At 70.0% G+C, this 16,517-nt stretch carries 16 protein-coding genes and 1 tRNA gene; 5 read left to right on the plus strand and 12 right to left on the minus strand.

The window, feature by feature from the left end; genetic code table 11:
* Nucleotide 1: 1 nt before the first annotated feature.
* Nucleotides 2–1,324 carry a HipA domain-containing protein gene (locus A3A5_RS0107265; protein WP_018309945.1) on the minus strand — a complete coding sequence of 441 codons (1,323 nt, stop codon included), beginning with the start codon at nt 1,322–1,324 and terminating at the stop codon, nt 2–4.
* A complete protein-coding gene (locus A3A5_RS0107270) occupies nt 1,317–1,634 on the minus strand; it encodes a helix-turn-helix domain-containing protein (RefSeq protein ID WP_018309946.1) in 318 nt (105 codons plus the stop codon). Before A3A5_RS0107270 ends, A3A5_RS0107265 begins: the two co-directional genes overlap by 8 nt.
* Nucleotides 1,635–1,949: 315 nt before the next feature.
* Here A3A5_RS0107270 and A3A5_RS0107275 point away from each other — a divergent pair, with 315 nt between their 5' ends.
* The 3 genes from A3A5_RS0107275 to A3A5_RS0107285 all read left to right on the plus strand — a co-directional run bounded on the left by A3A5_RS0107275 (nt 1,950) and on the right by A3A5_RS0107285 (nt 4,739).
* Nucleotides 1,950–2,948, plus strand: a complete 999-nt coding sequence (locus A3A5_RS0107275) for a tripartite tricarboxylate transporter substrate binding protein (protein WP_018309947.1) — start codon at nt 1,950–1,952, stop codon at nt 2,946–2,948.
* Nucleotides 2,949–3,013: 65 nt separating this feature from the next.
* A complete protein-coding gene (locus tag A3A5_RS0107280) occupies nt 3,014–4,564 on the plus strand; it encodes a class I adenylate-forming enzyme family protein (RefSeq protein ID WP_018309948.1) in 1,551 nt (516 codons plus the stop codon).
* 98 nt (nt 4,565–4,662) lie between these two features.
* Nucleotides 4,663–4,739: transfer RNA gene (locus tag A3A5_RS0107285), tRNA-Val, on the plus strand.
* Between the two features lie 64 nt (nt 4,740–4,803).
* On the opposite strand, the gene A3A5_RS0107290 is transcribed toward A3A5_RS0107285, so the two are convergent.
* Genes A3A5_RS0107290 through A3A5_RS0107300 form a run of 3 tightly spaced genes read right to left on the minus strand, consistent with a single transcriptional unit; the run spans nt 4,804 to nt 7,989 of the window.
* Nucleotides 4,804–5,952: a CaiB/BaiF CoA-transferase family protein gene (locus A3A5_RS0107290; RefSeq protein ID WP_018309949.1), complete on the minus strand. Its 1,149-nt coding sequence runs from the start codon at nt 5,950–5,952 to the stop codon at nt 4,804–4,806.
* Nucleotides 5,953–5,965: 13 nt separating this feature from the next.
* Nucleotides 5,966–6,979 carry an NADPH:quinone oxidoreductase family protein gene (locus A3A5_RS0107295; RefSeq protein WP_018309950.1) on the minus strand — a complete coding sequence of 338 codons (1,014 nt, stop codon included), beginning with the start codon at nt 6,977–6,979 and terminating at the stop codon, nt 5,966–5,968.
* Between the two features lie 11 nt (nt 6,980–6,990).
* Nucleotides 6,991–7,989, minus strand: coding sequence for a tripartite tricarboxylate transporter substrate binding protein (locus A3A5_RS0107300; protein WP_018309951.1), 999 nt, complete (start codon nt 7,987–7,989; stop codon nt 6,991–6,993).
* Between the two features lie 135 nt (nt 7,990–8,124).
* On the opposite strand from A3A5_RS0107300, the gene A3A5_RS37835 reads away from it, so the two are divergent.
* Together A3A5_RS37835 and A3A5_RS0107310 are read left to right on the plus strand one after the other, a co-directional pair.
* Entirely contained in the window at nt 8,125–8,379 is a 255-nt protein-coding gene (locus A3A5_RS37835; RefSeq protein WP_018309952.1) for a MarR family winged helix-turn-helix transcriptional regulator, read from the plus strand.
* A 60-nt stretch (nt 8,380–8,439) separates the two neighbouring features.
* On the plus strand, nt 8,440–9,339 hold the full coding sequence (locus A3A5_RS0107310; protein ID WP_018309953.1) for a LysR family transcriptional regulator: 900 nt from the start codon (nt 8,440–8,442) through the stop codon (nt 9,337–9,339).
* Between the two features lie 12 nt (nt 9,340–9,351).
* Here the strand turns inward: A3A5_RS0107310 and A3A5_RS0107315 are convergent, their stop codons facing one another.
* The 7 genes from A3A5_RS0107315 to A3A5_RS0107345 form a co-directional block, all read right to left on the minus strand.
* A complete protein-coding gene (locus tag A3A5_RS0107315) occupies nt 9,352–10,314 on the minus strand; it encodes a phosphatidate cytidylyltransferase (protein ID WP_018309954.1) in 963 nt (320 codons plus the stop codon).
* Complete coding sequence (locus tag A3A5_RS0107320; protein ID WP_018309955.1) at nt 10,311–10,937, minus strand: 1-acyl-sn-glycerol-3-phosphate acyltransferase; 627 nt, start codon at nt 10,935–10,937, stop codon at nt 10,311–10,313. The genes A3A5_RS0107315 and A3A5_RS0107320 overlap by 4 nt, the downstream gene beginning before the upstream one ends.
* Before the next feature lie 6 nt (nt 10,938–10,943).
* Complete coding sequence (locus A3A5_RS0107325; protein ID WP_232431284.1) at nt 10,944–11,378, minus strand: hypothetical protein; 435 nt, start codon at nt 11,376–11,378, stop codon at nt 10,944–10,946.
* Nucleotides 11,365–12,756 (minus strand): phosphatase PAP2/dual specificity phosphatase family protein, encoded by a 1,392-nt coding sequence (locus A3A5_RS0107330; protein WP_018309957.1) that lies wholly within the window; start codon nt 12,754–12,756, stop codon nt 11,365–11,367. The genes A3A5_RS0107325 and A3A5_RS0107330 overlap by 14 nt, the downstream gene beginning before the upstream one ends.
* A complete protein-coding gene (locus A3A5_RS0107335; RefSeq protein WP_018309958.1) occupies nt 12,753–14,522 on the minus strand; it encodes a bifunctional alpha/beta hydrolase/class I SAM-dependent methyltransferase in 1,770 nt (589 codons plus the stop codon). The genes A3A5_RS0107330 and A3A5_RS0107335 overlap by 4 nt, the downstream gene beginning before the upstream one ends.
* A 4-nt stretch (nt 14,523–14,526) precedes the next feature.
* Nucleotides 14,527–15,153, minus strand: a complete 627-nt coding sequence (locus A3A5_RS0107340) for a CDP-alcohol phosphatidyltransferase family protein (RefSeq protein WP_026200544.1) — start codon at nt 15,151–15,153, stop codon at nt 14,527–14,529.
* Nucleotides 15,154–15,387: 234 nt separating this feature from the next.
* A complete protein-coding gene (locus tag A3A5_RS0107345; RefSeq protein WP_018309960.1) occupies nt 15,388–16,458 on the minus strand; it encodes a M14 family metallopeptidase in 1,071 nt (356 codons plus the stop codon).
* Nucleotides 16,459–16,517: the final 59 nt, after the last annotated feature.

Here is a 16,517-nt window from a genome sequence, read left to right on the forward strand (position 1 = left end):
TTCAGGCACCGGACAGCGCCCGCACCATATCGGCAATGATGGTGAAGCGGATCACGCGCAGGCAAGCCAGTTCGCCGGCAAACCCGCCGGTCAGCGCCGGGCGCTCGCGCGCCATGGCGGCGTTCTGCTGCTCGGCCTGTTCGTAGAGCGCCTGCGCTGCCGGCCCGACGCCGCGCAGCATCGCATCCAGCCGCCGCCCGGCGGTCACGCTGGTCATACCCAGCGCGCGCCCTGACTCGAGCACCAGCGCCCGCGAGAAATCGCCATAGAACTCGACGCCCAGCACCGGCCAGGCAAAGCGGTGCGCCTGCGGCCAGCCGGTCTTGTCGCAGGTGCGGGTGGCGTAGGCGGCCTCGCTGAGCAGGTCATAGAACGGCGCCAGCGCAATGCCGGCATCGGACACCAGGAAGCTCAGGTTCTTCAGGTGCGCGTCGGAGTTGCCAACCAGGATGTTGAACACCAGCCAGTCGAACAGCCGCGCCCGCGCCACCGCGGGGGCACGGCACAGCGTTGCCAGCTCGGCGAGCCGCTCGATGCTGCCCTGGTCGTACTTGAAGGTGCGCGGCAGGTTCAGCAACTGGCAGGCATCGATCGCATGCAGCCTCTGCCACTGCCCTTGCGGCGTGAGGTGGCGGTCGAAGCGGTCGACCAGGTAAACCGGCGACGGCACATAGCGCCGGTGCACCGAAGGCACGACAAGCTTCAGCCGCGCGGCCAGCGACATCACGAACCACTCGTTGATGACCGAATGCGGATAGATCTCCTGCATCTGGTGCGTCGGCTTCAGGATGTGCGTGGATGGCGTATCCGCGCCAGGCTCGAACAGCGCGCCGTCCTGCAGCACCACCGCGAGCTTGTGCTGGGCGCCGGCCAGCGACATGCGCTTGACCGCCCCATGCGTGAGCGGCACGCTGGGCAGGCTGTGGATGCGGGCGTCGAGCGCGGCGTCGCTCAAGGGGCGCAGCGCTGGCGCCGTGGCCGGCTCGCGGCCGCGCGGCAGCAGCGTCAGCGAGCCGGCAGACTCAGCCCCGTAGTGCGCCAGCAAGGCAAAGGCATCGGCCTCGTTGCGGATGCTGGCATCGCGGGCCAGCAGCGCGCGCTGGCCGTCCTCGGGCAACAGGTTGTCGAAGTACCACTGCACCGGCCGCAGCGTGCTGCCATCGACAAGCGCACCTGTCTGCAGCGGCAGCGCCGGGCTCAGGGCGAAGGCGTGCGGATCGCCGAGCCACGCTGCGTCATAGCGGAACGACCAGGCATCGCTGGCCTCGTGCAGTTCGCCCACCGGCGTGCCGTTGATACTGGCCACCAAGACCCGCTCAGCCATGCTCGCCACCTCCCGTGGCGGCGCGCCGGTTGCGGCTGCGCGCCTGGCGCTGGCCGAGCTTGGCGCGTTCGGCCTCCACCAGCGGGGCCGCGGCCTCGGGCATGTCGACCACCACGCGCAGACCAAGCCCGTCCAGCACCTGGAACAGCTTGCCCCACTGAATGCCTTCGGCCCCGTTCTCGACGCGCACCATGAAGTTTTCGCTGACGCCGATGGCGCCTGCGGCATCGTCCTGGCGCAGGCCCTGCGCCTTTCGGGCCGCGCGCACGAAGGCGCCGATTTCGCCGGGTTCGGTGAGGGTCAGTTGCACAGAAATCTCCTTGAATGCAAAGACTTTAGTGTCTGCGGGCTGGAAAATCAATAAATCTCCCTGATTGCAAAGATTTTAGCTTCCAAGCGCGGCCCGGCGCGAAAATCTCCTCGTTCACAACGATTTTGACCATGGTTACGGGTTCGACGCACCGATGCCGCTTTTACCGCTTCGCCGGCAAAAAGCCAGACTTATCGATTTAAGAATTCCGCTGGCGGGCTTACGCCGTTACCGTTTGTGGCACCAACGTCCCAGCCCGCCGGGCGACAAGGGACACCGCCGCGCCTGCGGCCGGCATAACGAGGAGACGACCTGATGGCATTCCTATTGCGCCCCGCCTGGGGCCGCCGCGCATGGCTGGCGGCCATGGTCGCCACGGCCGCCGCACCTGCCTTGCCGTCCGGCGCCCGCGCCGAGAGCTGGCCGGCGCGCCCGATCCAGCTGTTGATCCCCTATCCGCCGGGCGGCAGCGCCGACCTGCTGGCGCGCCCCGCCGCAGCCAGGCTGCAGGAGCGCCTGGGCCAGCCAGTGGTGCTGGACTACCGCCCCGGCGCCGGCGGCACCATTGCCAGCCAGGCGCTGGCGCGGGCCAAGCCCGACGGCTACACGCTGATCATGGTGCTGGCCGCCCATGCCATCAATGCCAGCCTCTACCCCAAGCTGCCCTATGACACGCGCAAGGATTTCGCGCCGGTGTCGCTGGTGGCCAACCTGCCGATGATCCTGGCCGGCAGCCCGTCGCTGCAGGCCACCAATGTGAAGGAGCTGATCGCCGAGGCCAAGGCCGCGCCCGGCAAGCTGACCTTCGCCTCGGCCGGCAACGGCAATACCGGCCACCTGGCGGGCGAGTTGTTCGATTCCGTGGCGGGCATCAAGATGACCCACGTGCCCTACAAGGGCAGCGCGCAGGTGGTGACGGCGATGCTGTCGGGCGAGGTCCAGCTGACCTTCGACAGCATCTCCACGACCCTGCCGCATGTAAAGAGCGGCAAGCTGCGCGCACTGGCCGTGACCGGCAGCCAGCGGGCCGCGGTCGCGCCCGAGGTGCCGACGCTGGCCGAGGCCGGCGTGCCGGGCATCAGCATCACCGGCTGGTACGCGGTGCTGGCACCGGCCGGCACGCCGCAGCCGGTGATCGACCGGCTCAGCACCGAAATTGCCACGGTGCTGCGCCAGCCCGAACTGAAGGCCACGCTGGCCGCCAACGGCTATGAGCCGGTGGGCTCGACGCCCGCCGCGCTGCGCACCCATATCGATGCCGAGATCAACCGCTGGAGCAAGGTGGTGAAGGACTCCGGCGCACAGATCCAGTAAGTCTGCTTCGATCCATCATTGCTTTTCGGGTGCGCCACGCCGGCACCCGCATTCCCTTGCCGAACATGACCCAACCGACCCCGCTCCAACGCCCCTTCACCACCATGTCCGTGCTCGTGCGCGAGCACGCCACGCAGCGCCCCGCGCAGCGCGCCCTGATGCATGGCGAGCGCGTGCTCGACTATGCCGGTCTCGATGCCGCCATGGACCGCATTGCCGCGGCGCTGGCCCGCGACGGCGTGCGCCCCGGCGAAGCCATCGCCATCTGCGCGTCGTCCTCGATCGAATACGCCGCGGTGTACCTGGGCGCGGTGCGCGCAGGCGTGGTGGTGGCGCCGCTGGCGCCGTCATCCACGCCGGACAGCCTGGCCGGCATGGTTGCCGACGCGGGCGCGCGCATCCTGTTCACGGATGCCACCGTGGCCGACGTGCTGCAGCCCGTGCGCGACAGGCTGGCCGCCACGCCCATCGTCACGCTGGACGACAGCGACGCAGGCCAGCCGTACCAGGCCTGGCTGACACCCGCCGGCACGCCGGTGGCGGAGCCCGGTATCCGCCCGGAGATGCCGCTCAACATCATCTATTCCTCCGGCACCACCGGCACCCCCAAGGGCATCGTGCAGTCGCACGGCATGCGTTGGGCCCATGTGTCGCGCGGCGCCGCCACCGGCTACGGCACGCATGCGGTCACGCTGCTGTCGACGCCGCTGTATTCCAACACCACGCTGGCCAGCTTCTTCCCGACCATCGGCCTGGGCGGCACGGCGATCCTGATGTCCAGGTTCGATGCCGGCCAGTATCTGGCACTGGCGCAGCAGCATCGCGTCACGCACACCATGCTGGTGCCGGTGCAGTACCAGCGGCTGCTGGCGCATCCGGAGTTCGACCGCCATGACCTGTCGTCCTTCCGGCAGAAATTCTGCACCAGCGCGCCATTCAGCCCGGCCCTGAAGGCTGAAGTGCTGCGGCGCTGGCCGGGTGCGCTGACGGAGTTGTACGGCATGACCGAAGGCGGCGGCGGCTGCCTGCTGTTCGCCGACCAGTTCCCGGACAAGCTGCATACCGTCGGGCGCCCCGCCACCGGCGCCGACGTTCGCATCATCGACGACGAGGGCCGCGAGCTGCCGCCCGGCAGCACCGGCGAAGTGGTGGGCCGCTCGGCCGCGATGATGAACGGCTACCACAACCAGCCCGGGAAGACGGCCGAGACCGAATGGCACGACGCGCAGGGCCAGCGCTTTATCCGCACCGGCGATATCGGCCGCTTTGACGAAGACGGCTTCCTGGTGCTGATGGACCGCAAGAAGGACATGATCATCTCCGGCGGCTTCAACATCTACCCAAGCGATCTCGAGGCAGTGGTGCGCGAACACCCGGCGGTGGCCGACGTGTCGGTGGTGGGCGTGCCGTCGGAGCGCTGGGGCGAGACCCCGGTGGCCTTTGTCGCGCTGCGCCCCGGCGGCGGCGCCACGGCGCAGGACGTGCTGGCCTGGGCCAACGAGCACCTGGGCAAGACCCAGCGGCTGGCCGCGATCCATGAGGTGGAGAGCCTGCCGCGCAGCGCCATCGGCAAGGTGCTCAAGCGCGAACTGCGCGACCGCATTAGCGGCGCCTGACGCGCTGCGCACGGCACACGCACACAGGCATCCACGCAAAAAGTTCGTGGGGGTGCTTGCGCAATCGAAAACGCGTCTCTATAATTCGCGCCTTCGCTAGGCTCGTAGCTCAGCTGGTTAGAGCACCACCTTGACATGGTGGGGGTCGTTGGTTCGAGTCCAATCGAGCCTACCAACGCACAACGGAACACGGACGGTACGCATCGCGCACCGTCCGTTTTTCTTTGCCGGCGCCGGTTTCAGGTGCCGATACCGAACTCCGCCAGCACCGCTTCGGTATGCTGGCCCAGCACCGGCGCATTCCCTGCCGGCCGCTCCGATCCTGCCATGCCTGGCAGGTTGGCCCACGGCACTTCGCCGATCCCTGCCAGCGGCAGCCGCCCGAACACGCCCGCCTGCGCGCATTGCGCGCTCTCCAGCAGGTCGCGCGCATGGCCCACGCGCGCGAACAGCACATCTTGCTCGGTCAGCAACGCCTCCCAGTGCGCCAGCGGCTGTGCGGCAATGGCCTGCGCCACGCGCCGGCCCAGCTCCGCCGCGCGCGGCAAACGGCCGGCGCTGGTGTGCAGCGCCGGATCGGCCAGCCAGTCGTCGAAGCCCAGCAGCCTTGCCAGGCGCACGAACATGGCGTCGTTGAGCATGCTCAGGTACAGCCGGCCATCGGCCGCCTCGAACAGCCCGGTCGGCGCGTTGGCCACGGCCAGCTCCGCGTCGGGGAACATGGCGTGGTCCACCATCAGGTAAGACTGCAATGCGGCGCTGGTCTCCAGCAGCGACAGCCGCACATGCCGGCCGCGGCCGTGGCGCGCCGCCTTGTACAACGCTGCCGACGCATGCTGGGCTGCATAGAGCCCGGTGCTCAGGTCGACCATGTAGAAGGCAATGCGCCGCGGCTGCCCGGCGGCGTCGCGGTTCAGGTGCATCAGCCCGCTGAAGGCCTGCATGGTGGTGTCCACGGCCGGCATGTTCGCCATCGGACCGGCATGGCCGTAGCCCGAGATCGAGACATAGACCAGCGCCGGGTTGCGCGCGGCCAGGGCCTCATAGCCAACCCCCATGCGTTCGGCCACGCCGGGGCGGAAGTTCTGGATCACCACGTCGGCCTGCTCTGCCAGGCTGGCGATGGCGGCCCGGCCACTGTCGCTGCGCGCGTCAAGCAGCACGCTCTCCTTGCCCGCGTTGCAGGCGACCGCGATCGCGGTCTGGCCCGCCCGGATGCGCCCCATCTGCCGCGACCAGTCGCCGCCCGGCGGCTCCACCTTGATCACGCGCGCGCCCTGCTGGCGCAGGATCAGTCCGCAGTACGGGCCCGCGATGCCCTGGCTCAAGTCCAGCACGGTCAGGCCATCGAGCATGGCATCGTCCATCGCCGCTTGTGCGTGGTGCATTGGTTCGCTCCATTCAGATATCCAGCATGACCTTGCCGATGGCGCGGCGCGACATGGTGGTGTCGACCGCGTTCAGCCAGTCGCTCAACGGGAAGTGCTGCAGCACCGGCGGCGCCAGCCTGCCGCTGGCTGCCGCCTGCATGATCTCGCCCACCATGGCCTGCACCCGAGGTGCAAAGCGCCGGCGTTCGTCGGTCAGGCCCCAGCCGATGTAGTAGCCATAGTTGAAGCCGATCAGCGCCAGGTTTTTCACCAGCAGCAGGTTGGCAGGCACCTCCGGGATGCGCCCGCTGGCATAGCCGATCGACAGCAGCCGCGCACCGGGCGCGGCACAACGCAGCGAAGCGTCAAAGAGATCGCCGCCGACCGGGTCGAACACCACGTCGGCCCCGCCCCCCGGACACAGCGCCTTGACCGATGCAGCCAGCGTGGCCGCGTCGGACGGCAACGCATGCGCCGCGCCATTGCGCAGCGCCGCCTCGCGCTTGGCCTCCGTACTGGCCGTGGCGATCACGCGCGCGCCCATGAGGCGGCCGACCTGCACCGCGGCCGTGCCGAGCGCGCCGCTGGCGCCATGGACCAGCATGGTGTCGCCGGGCTGCAGTGCGGCCCGCCAGGCCAGCGCGCCCCAGACCGTGCCGTAGGTGACGGGCAGCGCGGCTGCGTGCGCCAGGTCCAGACCCTCAGGGACCGGGTAGACCGTATCGGCGGCCGCTACCACCTCCTCGGCAAAGCCGCCCCAGTCCAGCGCCGCGGCCACGCGCTGGCCCGGGCGCAGTTGCGTGACGCCGGCCGCCACTTCGATGATTTCGCCCGCGGCCTCGGTGCCGGGCGTGAACGGCAGCGGCGGCTTGCGCTGGTACTTGCCGGACACGAACAGGCTCAGCGCAAACCCCACGCCAGCGTGCCGCACGCGGATGCGCACCTGGCCGGGCGCCAGCGGCCGGCGCGGGATGCGTTGCAGCGCCAGCTCGCTCCAGTGGCACCAGCGGGAACAGACCAGCCCCAGGTAATCGTCTGCTTGCATCGCCAATCCTGTCATTCGAGCGTGATGCCGACATCGCTGATGATGCGGCGCCATTTGTCGCGGTCGTTTTTCATGACCGTGGCGAAGGCCTCCGGCGTGCCGCCGATCGGCACCAGGTTCAGGTCCTGCATCTTCTTCGCGATCTCCGGCAGGCGCACGATGCGCGCCACCTCGCGCGACAAGGCATCGACCCGCGCCTTGGGCACGCCGGCCGGGAACAGCAGGCCCATCCACGCATCCGGCTCGAAGCCCTGGTAGCCAGATTCGCGGAAGGTCGGCACCTTCGGCAGCAAGGCCGAGCGCTCCGTGCCTGCGATCGCCACCGGCACCAGCTTGCCACCCTGCAGCAGCGGCATGGCCGTGCCTACGGCAATAAAGCCCAGCTTCACATGGCCGGCCGCCAGGTCGGTAGCCAGCGGCGCGCCGCCCTTGTAGGCAACGTGCTCCGCCTGCAGGCCGGCATCGCGCTTGAGCAGCTCGCCCAAAATATGGCCGGTCGTGCCGGCGCCATAGGAGCCGTACGGGTACTTGCCGGGATTGGCCTTGAGCAGCGCCACCACCTCCGGCAGCGTGCGCGCCGGGAAGTCCGGCGACACCGCCAGGATGGTCGACGAGACCGCCACCTCGCTCACCGGCGCGAAGTCCGTGATCGGGTCATAGCCGATGCCGCGGTACAGCGACGGGTTCTGCACGTGCGCGGTGAAGGTCAGCAGCACGGTGTAGCCGTCCTTCGCGGCCCTGGCCACGTATTTGGTCCCCGTGGTGGCGCCCGCGCCGGGCTTGTTGTCGACGATGACCGGCTGGCCCCAGCTTTTGGTCAGCTCTTGCCCGATCAGCCGCGCCACGGCGTCGTTCACGTTGCCCGCCACCGATGGCACTACGATGGTCAGCGGCCGCGACGGGTAAGGCTCGGCAGAGGCGGGATCGGCGGCGGCCGCAGGAATGGCCGCCAGCAGCATGGCGGCCACGGCGGCCACGGCGGCGCGCAGCCGTGCGCAACGGTGTTGCATCGTTTGTCTCCTGTGCTGGCTCCCTTCTGTGGTGCCGCAGGTGCGGCGCGCGAGGGATGCAATGCAGTCTAGGCCAGCGCCCGGGCCGGCGTGATTCCCGCGCGGCGCCGGCCAAGTCCTGCCGGGCATGGCGCAGTGCCGCATTGCCCTACCCCGGGAAATCCCTCATCCCCAGCCCGCGCTTCGCTGGCGTCCAAGCTGGTCGGGGCGCTGGTCAAGCGCGACCTGGTGCAGCGCGAGATCAGCACGGAAGACGCGCGCCAGGTGTGCCTGTTCCTGACCGAGGCCGGCGTCGACCTGGTGCGGCGCGCCGAGCCGCTCGGCATCGAGCTGGAAGCGGGGTTCCTGCACTGCCTGACGCCAGCCCGAGCCGCAGTAAGACCCGCGTGACCGGAGCAGGTGGCGCGGCGCTACAATGGCCCGCACCTCCCCAGCGCCGTCACGCCCCCAATGCGATTCGAGGATTTAGAAGCCTTCCTGGTTGTCATCGAACAGGGCAACCTGCACCGCGCCGCCGACACCCTGGCCATGACCCAGTCCGGCCTGTCCAAGACGCTGGCGCGGCTGGAAGGCGAAGCCGGCATGCCTTTGTTCGAGCGTACCCCGCGCGGACTGGTGCCGACCAGCGTGGGCCGCACCCTGGCCGCCCATGCACGCCGGATCTCGCTGGCCGCGGGCGACATGCGCAACGAACTGGCCGAGCAACGCGCGGCGCGCGCCGGCACGGTGCGCCTGGGCGCCATCCCCTACCTGCTGCCGTCGCTGCTGTCGCCGCTGCTGGCCCGCTTCTTCCTGAGCCGGCCGCTGGCCACGTTCTCGATCGAGACCCACCTGAGCGCGCGCCTGATGGCGATGCTGCACAACGGCGAAGCCGACCTGATCCTGGCCGCTCGCCCGTCCACCCTGCCGCCGGACATCGCCTGGCTGCCGCTCGGGCCGCTCAGCATGCAGATCGTGTCCCGCAGCGCGCATCCGCGCCGCGAGAGCTTCCGCACGCTGGCCGACCTGAGCGGCGAGCGCTGGGTGGTGCCGGCCAGCTCGCTCTACCTGCGCCAGTGGCTGGAGGAACGGTTTACCTCGGTCGGGCTGCCGCCGCCGCGCGTGGCGGTGGAAAGCACGGCGTCGCCGGTGGCCTTCGGCGAGCTGCTGCGGCATTCTGACCTGCTTGGCATCATGCCGCCGCGCATGCTGCGCCAGGCCGAGGGCCAGGGGCTGGCCGCGATCGAGGCGCCGGGCATGTCGTGGCAGCATGAGCTGGCCGTGCTGTGGCGCGCCGATGGCTACCTGTCGCCGATCTGCCAGGACTTCCGCGATGCGGTGGTGACGTGGTGCGAAGAAATGGAGTTGTGAGTGCCGGGGGTCTCAGGGCACCCACCAGTAGCGCGTGATATGGAAGAACACCGGCGCCGCGAACACCACTGAATCCAGCCGGTCCAGCATGCCGCCGTGGCCCTGGATCATGTGGCCCCAGTCCTTGATGCCGCGGTCGCGCTTGATCGCCGACATCACCAACCCGCCCAGGAAGCCCATCAGCGCAATCACCAGCGCAATCGCGCCGGCCTGCCACGGCGAGAACGGCGTGATCCACCACAGCGCCGCGCCCAGCGCGGTGGCGCTGGCCACGCCGCCGACAAACCCCTCGACGGTCTTGGACGGCGACAGCAGCGGCGCGATCTTGTGCCTGCCGCACAACTTGCCCCACACGTACTGCAGCACGTCGCTGCCCTGCACCACGATCACCAGGAAGGCGATCAGCAGCAGGTTGCGGCCTTCGAAGCCCGGGATCGGCAGCGTCAGCAGTGCCGGCACATGCGAGATGCAGAACACGCAGACCATCACCGCCCACTGCACCCCGGCGCAGCGCTCCAGGAAGCGCGTGGTCTCGGACGACAGCGCCGCCAGGATCGGCAGGATCAGGAAGGCATAGACCGGGATCAGGATCGAGAACATGCCGTACCAGCCGATATAGACCAGCACGTACTGCAGCGGCAGGAACACGAAGAAGGCGGCGACGATGGCGTGATGGTCGCCGCGCCGCGTGGTGATGATGGTAACGAACTCGCGCAGCGCGAAGAACGACAGCAGCCAGAACAGCACGATCACCGCGGTGCGCCCCAGCGCAAAGGCCACGCCCATGATGCCGATCATCCACCACCAGGCCCAGACGCGCTGCGCCAGGTTGTCGATCACCGCGTGCTGGCCGCCGCCGGCCACCCGCCAGCGCAGCAGCGCGGTCACGGTGGAGGCCAGCAGCAGCACGCCGAACAGGCCGCCGAACAACAGCCAGGTCTCGGGGCTCCAGTGCAAAGTGGGCATGGCGGTCATTCCAGCTCCGGGGCAAGCGCGATCAGGCCGTCGCGGCAGCGGGCAAGGAAGGCTTCCTTGCTGTCCTCAGCGGCCAGCAGCACCGGCTGGCCAAAGGTCACGGTGCACAGCAGCGGCACCGGCACGACTTCGCCCTTGGGCATCACGCGATTGAGATTGTCGATCCACACCGGCACGAACTCCAGCCCGGGGCAGGCCCGCGCCAGGTGGTAGATGCCGCTCTTGAACGGCAACAGGCGCGCGTCAGTGGTATTGCGCGTGCCTTCGGGAAACAGGATCAGCGAGTCGCCGGACTCCAGCGCGCCGCGCATCAGCGCCACCGGATCGCTGCCCGGATCGCTGCGGGTGCGGTCGATCAGCAGCGCGTGGAATACGTCGCGGCCGATAAAGCGCCGCAGCGGCGAGCGCTCCCAGTAGTCGGCACCGGCCACCGGGCGCGTGACGGTGCGCAGGTCGGGCGGCAGGCAGCCCCAGATCAGCACGAAATCGCCGTGGCTGCTGTGGTTGGCAAAGTAGACGCGCTGCACCGCGGCGGGGATGCAGCCCTGCCAGTTGGCGCGCATGCCGGTCAGCAGCCGGGCGAAGACGATGATGGCGCGCGCGGTCGCGCGGGCAAGCCACATGGTTGGTTACCTCAGGATCAGGGTCAGCAAGGCCAGGGCCAGCTGGCATAACGTCAGCGCGGCACTGGCGCGCACCAGGCGCAGCGCGCCGCGGGCGCGGTCCGGCAACGGGCGGCCGGCGCGTTGCGCTGGCATCCAGCCCAGTTCGCGCAGCGCGCCATCCAATCCCGCCAGGTCGGGCTGGCCTTGCTGCGCGGCCGCGAGCGCATCGAACAGCCGGCGGTCGATGGCAACGCGCAGCAGCAGCCAGAGCTGGGGCAGCGCCAGCAGCAACGACGCGGCCGCGAGCACGCGCGGGACCGGCGTGGCCACCCCCGCCCATGCCGTGGCTACGGCGAAAGCCAGCCCGGCCCCGCCGATCCACACCGCGCCCGACAGCGCGCCGGCGACGGCGTGCGCGATCCAGGCATCAGTGCGTTGCGTGAACTCAGCGTCCATCATCGGGCTCCGGCATGGCAGAGCGGTCCAGGCAGCGTTGCAGTGCCTCGGCATGTTGGCGCCCGAGCACCACCGCCGGGCGATGCTGGCGCAGTGCCGCCAGCGCAGCGCCGGCGTCGCGCAGTCCCTGCCGGCGCGCCAGCCATGCGGCGGCAACCAACGCGCTGCGCGAATAGCCGAGCGCGCAGCTGACCAGCACGCGGCGGCCCTGCCGGTGCCAGGCGTCGAGTTGAGCCACGGCCTGGTCCAACTGCTGCGGCGTCGGCACGGTCAGGTCCAGCACCGGCACGCAACGATACACAAGCGACGGGTCACAGGCTGCGCGCGGCAGTTCAGCCGTCAGGTCGAGCACTGCGTCCGCCCCGATCATGCGTAGTTCGGCGCGGGTCGGGAAGCGGCCAACCCAGATGCCGTCTGCTATGGCACTGGGCTGCGGCGCGCGCCGCGTCCACCAGCGCGAATTGAGGAAGGCACCCAGCAGGTAAGGCGCCAGCACCCAGCGCGCGCCCGGCGCTATCGACCCGTCGCGGTCCTTCTGGAACCACGCCGGCGCGGCCAGCGCGTAGATCCGGGCGACGCAAGCCAGCGCCAGCGCGGCCCACAGCAGCAGGAACGCCAGCGTCACCGACGCACCTACCGCCAGCACCGCGCACAGCAACGCCACCAGCGCGCCCGCGGTATAGCGGCGTGACAGCCGGCGCGTGCGCGCATCCGGCGCGCCGGCCGCGGCCGCGGGCAGTTGCCTCGGGAACAGGTAAACGCACAGCCAGCCCACCAGCGCGCCGGTGGGCACATCGATCAGGTGGTGCTGCCAGGTGGTCAGCACCGAGACCCCGATCAGCGCAAACCAGCCGTGCAGCAGCCAGCGCCAGCCGCCGCGCAGGTGCGCCGCAAAGGCGACCCACAGGATCACCAGCAGGCTGATATGCAGCGACGGCGCCTGGTTGAACGGCAAGTCGAAACCGCCCAGCAGCGTGAACAGCTGGCCCGGCAGGCCGTCGGCCTCAGGCCGGGCAAAGCTGAAGCGCAACGGGAAGGCGATAAAGCATGCCACCGACACCAGCTGCGCCAGCACCAGCCGCCTGACGTGCGTGAGCAGCGTCGCGCGCGTGCGCCACAGGAAAAAGGAGATGCCGTACAGCAGGTCGATCGACCAGTACGGCAGGATGGTCCACGGCAGGAACGGAATCCCCCGCTCCCATTCGAAATAGACCGCCGGCACGTTGGCGCGCTGGCTCGCCAGCCAGTTGGCAAAGCCGTAGCTGGAGAAAAAGAACGCGCCGGCCAGCGCCAGCAGCAGGCAAGCCAGCCCGCAGGGCCGCTGCCCCGCCGGCGGGTCCGGACGCGCCCCGGCGCCAACCTCCGTCGGCACTGTGCTCATGCGCCGCGCCTGCGCGCCAGGCTGACGGTGAAGATGCCCCACGGGTCGATGCGCTGGGTCACCTTGTCGAAGCCCGCGGCCCGCACCAGTTCGTCCATCTCGGCCTGCGAGCGGCGGCGCATCACCCAGGCGGCGCCGGCGCGGTGGCTGGTGAGCGCGCGCGCAATGAATTCGAGCTGCGGATGCCAGGGCTGGCCGGTGTAGACCAGGTAGCCGCCGGGCGGCACCGCGCGCGCCAGGCCATCGAGCGAGCGCCGCACCATCGCGTTGTCGGGGAACAGTTCGTACAGGCCGGAGACCACCGCCAGTGTCGGCGCCGGTGCCAGCGCCGCCAGGCTGTCGCCGTCGAAGGCATCGCCCTGCTCGAAGCGGGCCACGTCCGCCAGGCCCTTGGCGGCGATCAGGGCGCGGCCCTGCTCGACGTTCAGCGGGCTGTAGTCGCGCAACAGGATCGACTCGACCGCGGCCGCGCCGCCATCCAGCGCGCCCAGGGCCTCAAGCACGTAGCGCCCGTGCCCGGCGGCGATATCGACCATGCGCACCGGCATGCCGGCCGCCCGCAGCCGCCGCACGGCCTCCGCGATCAACGCCTCGGCGTGCACCTTGCGCTGGCGGATGCCGCGCCAGCCGATCGCGTCCAGGTACTGCCGGTCGGCCAGCCGGCCGAGCGTGCCGCGGCCCGACGGCGTGTTGCGGTAAACGTAGTCGAGCGTCGAGCCCGAATCGAAGCCGGTCTGGTGGCCCAGCCGCACCCCGTCCGACAGCATCCCGCCCAGCTTCAGGTTAGCCCGCGCCGCGCGCCAGTACCAGGCGGCCAGCCCGGCCGGCGCCGACGCCAGGCGGTCGGATTCCTCGCGGAACGGGCCGATCTGGTCGGCATCCAGCAGCGAGCGTGGTGCCGACGGCGTGTCGAATTCGCGCAGGATAAAGCGGCGCGCGGCGTCGACCGCCAACTTGCGGTCACGCTCGCCGAGCGTGTCGTGATAGAAGCCGTCCAGCACGATGCGCTCCTTGGTGCGCGAACCCAGGCGCTCATAGAAGCGGTCCTGCGGCCCGCGATGCACGACCCAGTCGGCGCCGGAGATCAGCAGCTGCGTCGGCACCGTGATCGCCGCGGCATCGGCCACGATGCGCTCCGCGGTCTGGTACAGGTCCAGCAGGATATTGACCGCGATCGCGCGCGTGATCAGCGGATCGCTGTCGTAGCTGGCGATCCGCTCTGGATCGTGCGTGAGGAATCTGGCCTTGACGTAGCTGTTGACGAAGAACTTGCCGCGCAGGCGCTGCATCAGCTTCAGCCCCGGCCGCGCAAACGGTACATAGAGCTTGACCTTGAACGCCGGCGAAGCAAGCACCAGCGCGCGGATCGGCGGCGCGTAGTCGTGCACCCAGGTGGCGGCCAGCACCGCGCCCACGCTCTGCGCGATCACTGCAGTGCGTTCCGGCGGGATGCCGTGGACCTCGGCGATATGGGTGGTGAAGGTCTGGATATCGCGCACCGAGTCAGCCAGGCTGGGGCTGTAGCCGCGCTCGCCGGGCGAATTGCCGTGCCCGCGCGCATCCCAGGCAAAGATGTCGTAGCCGGGCAGGTTCAGCTCGTCGGCCAGGTGGGCGACCCGGCCGGAATGCTCATGGCCGCGATGGAACAACACCACGGCGCCGCGCGCCGGGCCCTCCACGGCCGGCCAGTGCCGATAGAACAGCGTCTGGCGGTCGTGGGTCTCGAAGTGCCGCGCTTGCGGCTGGCGGGTCGACGGCCGGTCCATCTCGCTACTCCGCAGTGCGGGACTGGGCCTCGGCGACACCGCGGCGCACCCGGTTGGCAATCGTGAACAGCGACAGCAGCGACAGCACCAGCCACAGCCAGCTGCCGGCCGCGCCAAAGCCCAGGCCAACACCGGCCCACAGCGCGACCGCGCCGACCGCGAAGGCGCGGTCGCTCTTGCCCAGCGGGCCGTCGTAGCGCCGGCTGGCCCCGGCCTGCGGGCCGATCAGCCCGGCGGCCTCGACGATCACCGCCAGCAGCGCGAAGGTGCCGACCTGGCCCAGGCTGAAGCCCGGCAGCGCGGCCAGCGGCAGGATCAGCGCCAGGTCCGAGGCAATGTCGCCAAGCTCGTTCAGGTAGGCACCCAGCACGCTCTGCTGGCCGTGCTCGCGCGCCAGCATGCCGTCGACGGCGTTGAGCGCCATGCGCAGGAACAACCACAGGGGAAACAGCAGGTACAGCGCCGGGGTCTGGGCCACCAGCATGCCCAGCGTGGCCAGCACGCCCACCGCCAGGGAGCCGGCCGTGGCGGCCAGCGTCACCTGGTTGGCAGTCACGCCGCGCTGCGCCAGGTCTAGCACCATGGGGCGCAACCAGGTTTGGAACCTGGGCTTCAGTTCATAGAGGGTCATCGCACCGGCCTCCCTGCCGAGCTGATGCCGGAAGCGACGCCGTGCGCCAGGCCGCGGCGACGCGCAGGATCATGCGCCCCGGCCCGCCCCGACCTCTTCCGTCTTGTTCTTGGTTATTTTCTGACTGCGGCCCGGCTGCTGCACGTGCCGGCCAAGGCATGGCGCCAGTGCCTGGCTCAGCACTCTAGCGCCAACCTCGAGACATTACCAGAAGGCGCTTGCTGCCAGCGCCGGCTAGGCGGAGGCAATGGTGTCCCGCACTGCGTCGGTCACCTGCGCCACCACGCCGTCGCGCCAGTCGTCGGCATCACCGTAGAAGGCACGCCACATCGCCTGGCGGACCAGCGCGCGCTGGTTTTCGTCGGCTTCCGGGTGCTGGTGCAGCCAGTGGTCGCCGCGCAGCGCCTCCAGCACCTCGCCCACCGGCAGCGTGCCGAACTCAAGCGCGATGCCGGCATAGTCCGTCGTGGGCAGGGTCTGCAGCACCGCGTGCCAGGCCAGCCCGGTGAGGTTGGCCGAGGTCGACGAGCCATCGTAGATCGAGGTCACCCGCCCGCCCCAGATCGCGCGCGTGCGCGTGAGCGACTGCGGCGTGTCCGGGCCCATGTGGATGGGCTCGCCATAGCCCCAGGGGCCCAGCCCGGTATGGACGTCGATCCAGCGCAGCGCCTCGCGCCCGGCGCCGAAGCGCGCCAGGATGCGGCACAGCGTGTAGTTGCTCCAGGTGGCCTTGTCGCCGCCGTAGAACATGCCGCCCGGGTCCTGGTACTGGCCGCGGCTGACCGCGGCCTGGTACCACGGCATGCCGCGCTCGGCCACGGCCTTCATCAGCTGCGCCTGGTCGGCGTCGGACGGCGGCCATTGCGCCGGCACCAGCAGCGGCGCGATCTCGGCATAGGCCTCGTTGTGCGGCAGCGGCTGCGTGAAGTCCATGAAATTGCGGTTCAGGTCGACGTTGTCCTCGTTGACCCGGCGCAGGTGGGAAAAACCGTAAGGATTGACCGCATGCACCAGCAGCAGGCTGGTGTCGGCGGCGGCGCAATCGGCAAGCAGCGCGGCGTCGTGCAGCATCGTCACCTGCGCGCCGGAGCCGGCAAAGCCCTCGGCGCCGTGCGTGCCCGAGGTCACCATCAGGCAGCGGCGGGCGTCGGCCGGGCCGGCCAGCGCCACGTCGATCGCCAGGTCCTCGCCGGCACTGCCGCGCTTGGTCGGATGCGGGAACTGCGCCAGCGCGGCCCCCGCCGTGCGCGCGGCGTCAAGGAACTTCTGGCGGGCTTCGGCGTAGCTGCGAGAAAAATGGCTCATGGCGTGACCGGCGGATGCGATGCAGGCATTAGACGCCAAATCCGCAGGTCTTGCCACCC

Origin of the sequence: Cupriavidus sp. UYPR2.512 (genome assembly GCF_000379565.1) — a bacterium.
Taxonomy (GTDB): Bacteria; Pseudomonadota; Gammaproteobacteria; order Burkholderiales; family Burkholderiaceae; genus Cupriavidus.

Excerpts from the sequence above, each read along its gene's own strand:
- A3A5_RS0107265 (WP_018309945.1), bottom strand. The coding sequence starts at position 1,324 with ATGGCTGAGCGGGTCTTGGTGGCCAGTATCAACGGCACGCCGGTGGGC.
- A3A5_RS0107275 (WP_018309947.1), top strand. The coding sequence starts at position 1,950 with ATGGCATTCCTATTGCGCCCCGCCTGGGGCCGCCGCGCATGGCTGGCG.
- A3A5_RS0107280 (WP_018309948.1), top strand. The coding sequence starts at position 3,014 with ATGACCCAACCGACCCCGCTCCAACGCCCCTTCACCACCATGTCCGTG.
- A3A5_RS0107290 (WP_018309949.1), bottom strand. The coding sequence starts at position 5,952 with ATGCACCACGCACAAGCGGCGATGGACGATGCCATGCTCGATGGCCTG.
- A3A5_RS0107295 (WP_018309950.1), bottom strand. The coding sequence starts at position 6,979 with ATGCAAGCAGACGATTACCTGGGGCTGGTCTGTTCCCGCTGGTGCCAC.
- A3A5_RS0107300 (WP_018309951.1), bottom strand. The coding sequence starts at position 7,989 with ATGCAACACCGTTGCGCACGGCTGCGCGCCGCCGTGGCCGCCGTGGCC.
- A3A5_RS0107310 (WP_018309953.1), top strand. The coding sequence starts at position 8,440 with ATGCGATTCGAGGATTTAGAAGCCTTCCTGGTTGTCATCGAACAGGGC.
- A3A5_RS0107315 (WP_018309954.1), bottom strand. The coding sequence starts at position 10,314 with ATGACCGCCATGCCCACTTTGCACTGGAGCCCCGAGACCTGGCTGTTG.
- A3A5_RS0107320 (WP_018309955.1), bottom strand. The coding sequence starts at position 10,937 with ATGTGGCTTGCCCGCGCGACCGCGCGCGCCATCATCGTCTTCGCCCGG.
- A3A5_RS0107325 (WP_232431284.1), bottom strand. The coding sequence starts at position 11,378 with ATGATGGACGCTGAGTTCACGCAACGCACTGATGCCTGGATCGCGCAC.
- A3A5_RS0107330 (WP_018309957.1), bottom strand. The coding sequence starts at position 12,756 with ATGAGCACAGTGCCGACGGAGGTTGGCGCCGGGGCGCGTCCGGACCCG.
- A3A5_RS0107335 (WP_018309958.1), bottom strand. The coding sequence starts at position 14,522 with ATGGACCGGCCGTCGACCCGCCAGCCGCAAGCGCGGCACTTCGAGACC.
- A3A5_RS0107340 (WP_026200544.1), bottom strand. The coding sequence starts at position 15,153 with ATGACCCTCTATGAACTGAAGCCCAGGTTCCAAACCTGGTTGCGCCCC.
- A3A5_RS0107345 (WP_018309960.1), bottom strand. The coding sequence starts at position 16,458 with ATGAGCCATTTTTCTCGCAGCTACGCCGAAGCCCGCCAGAAGTTCCTT.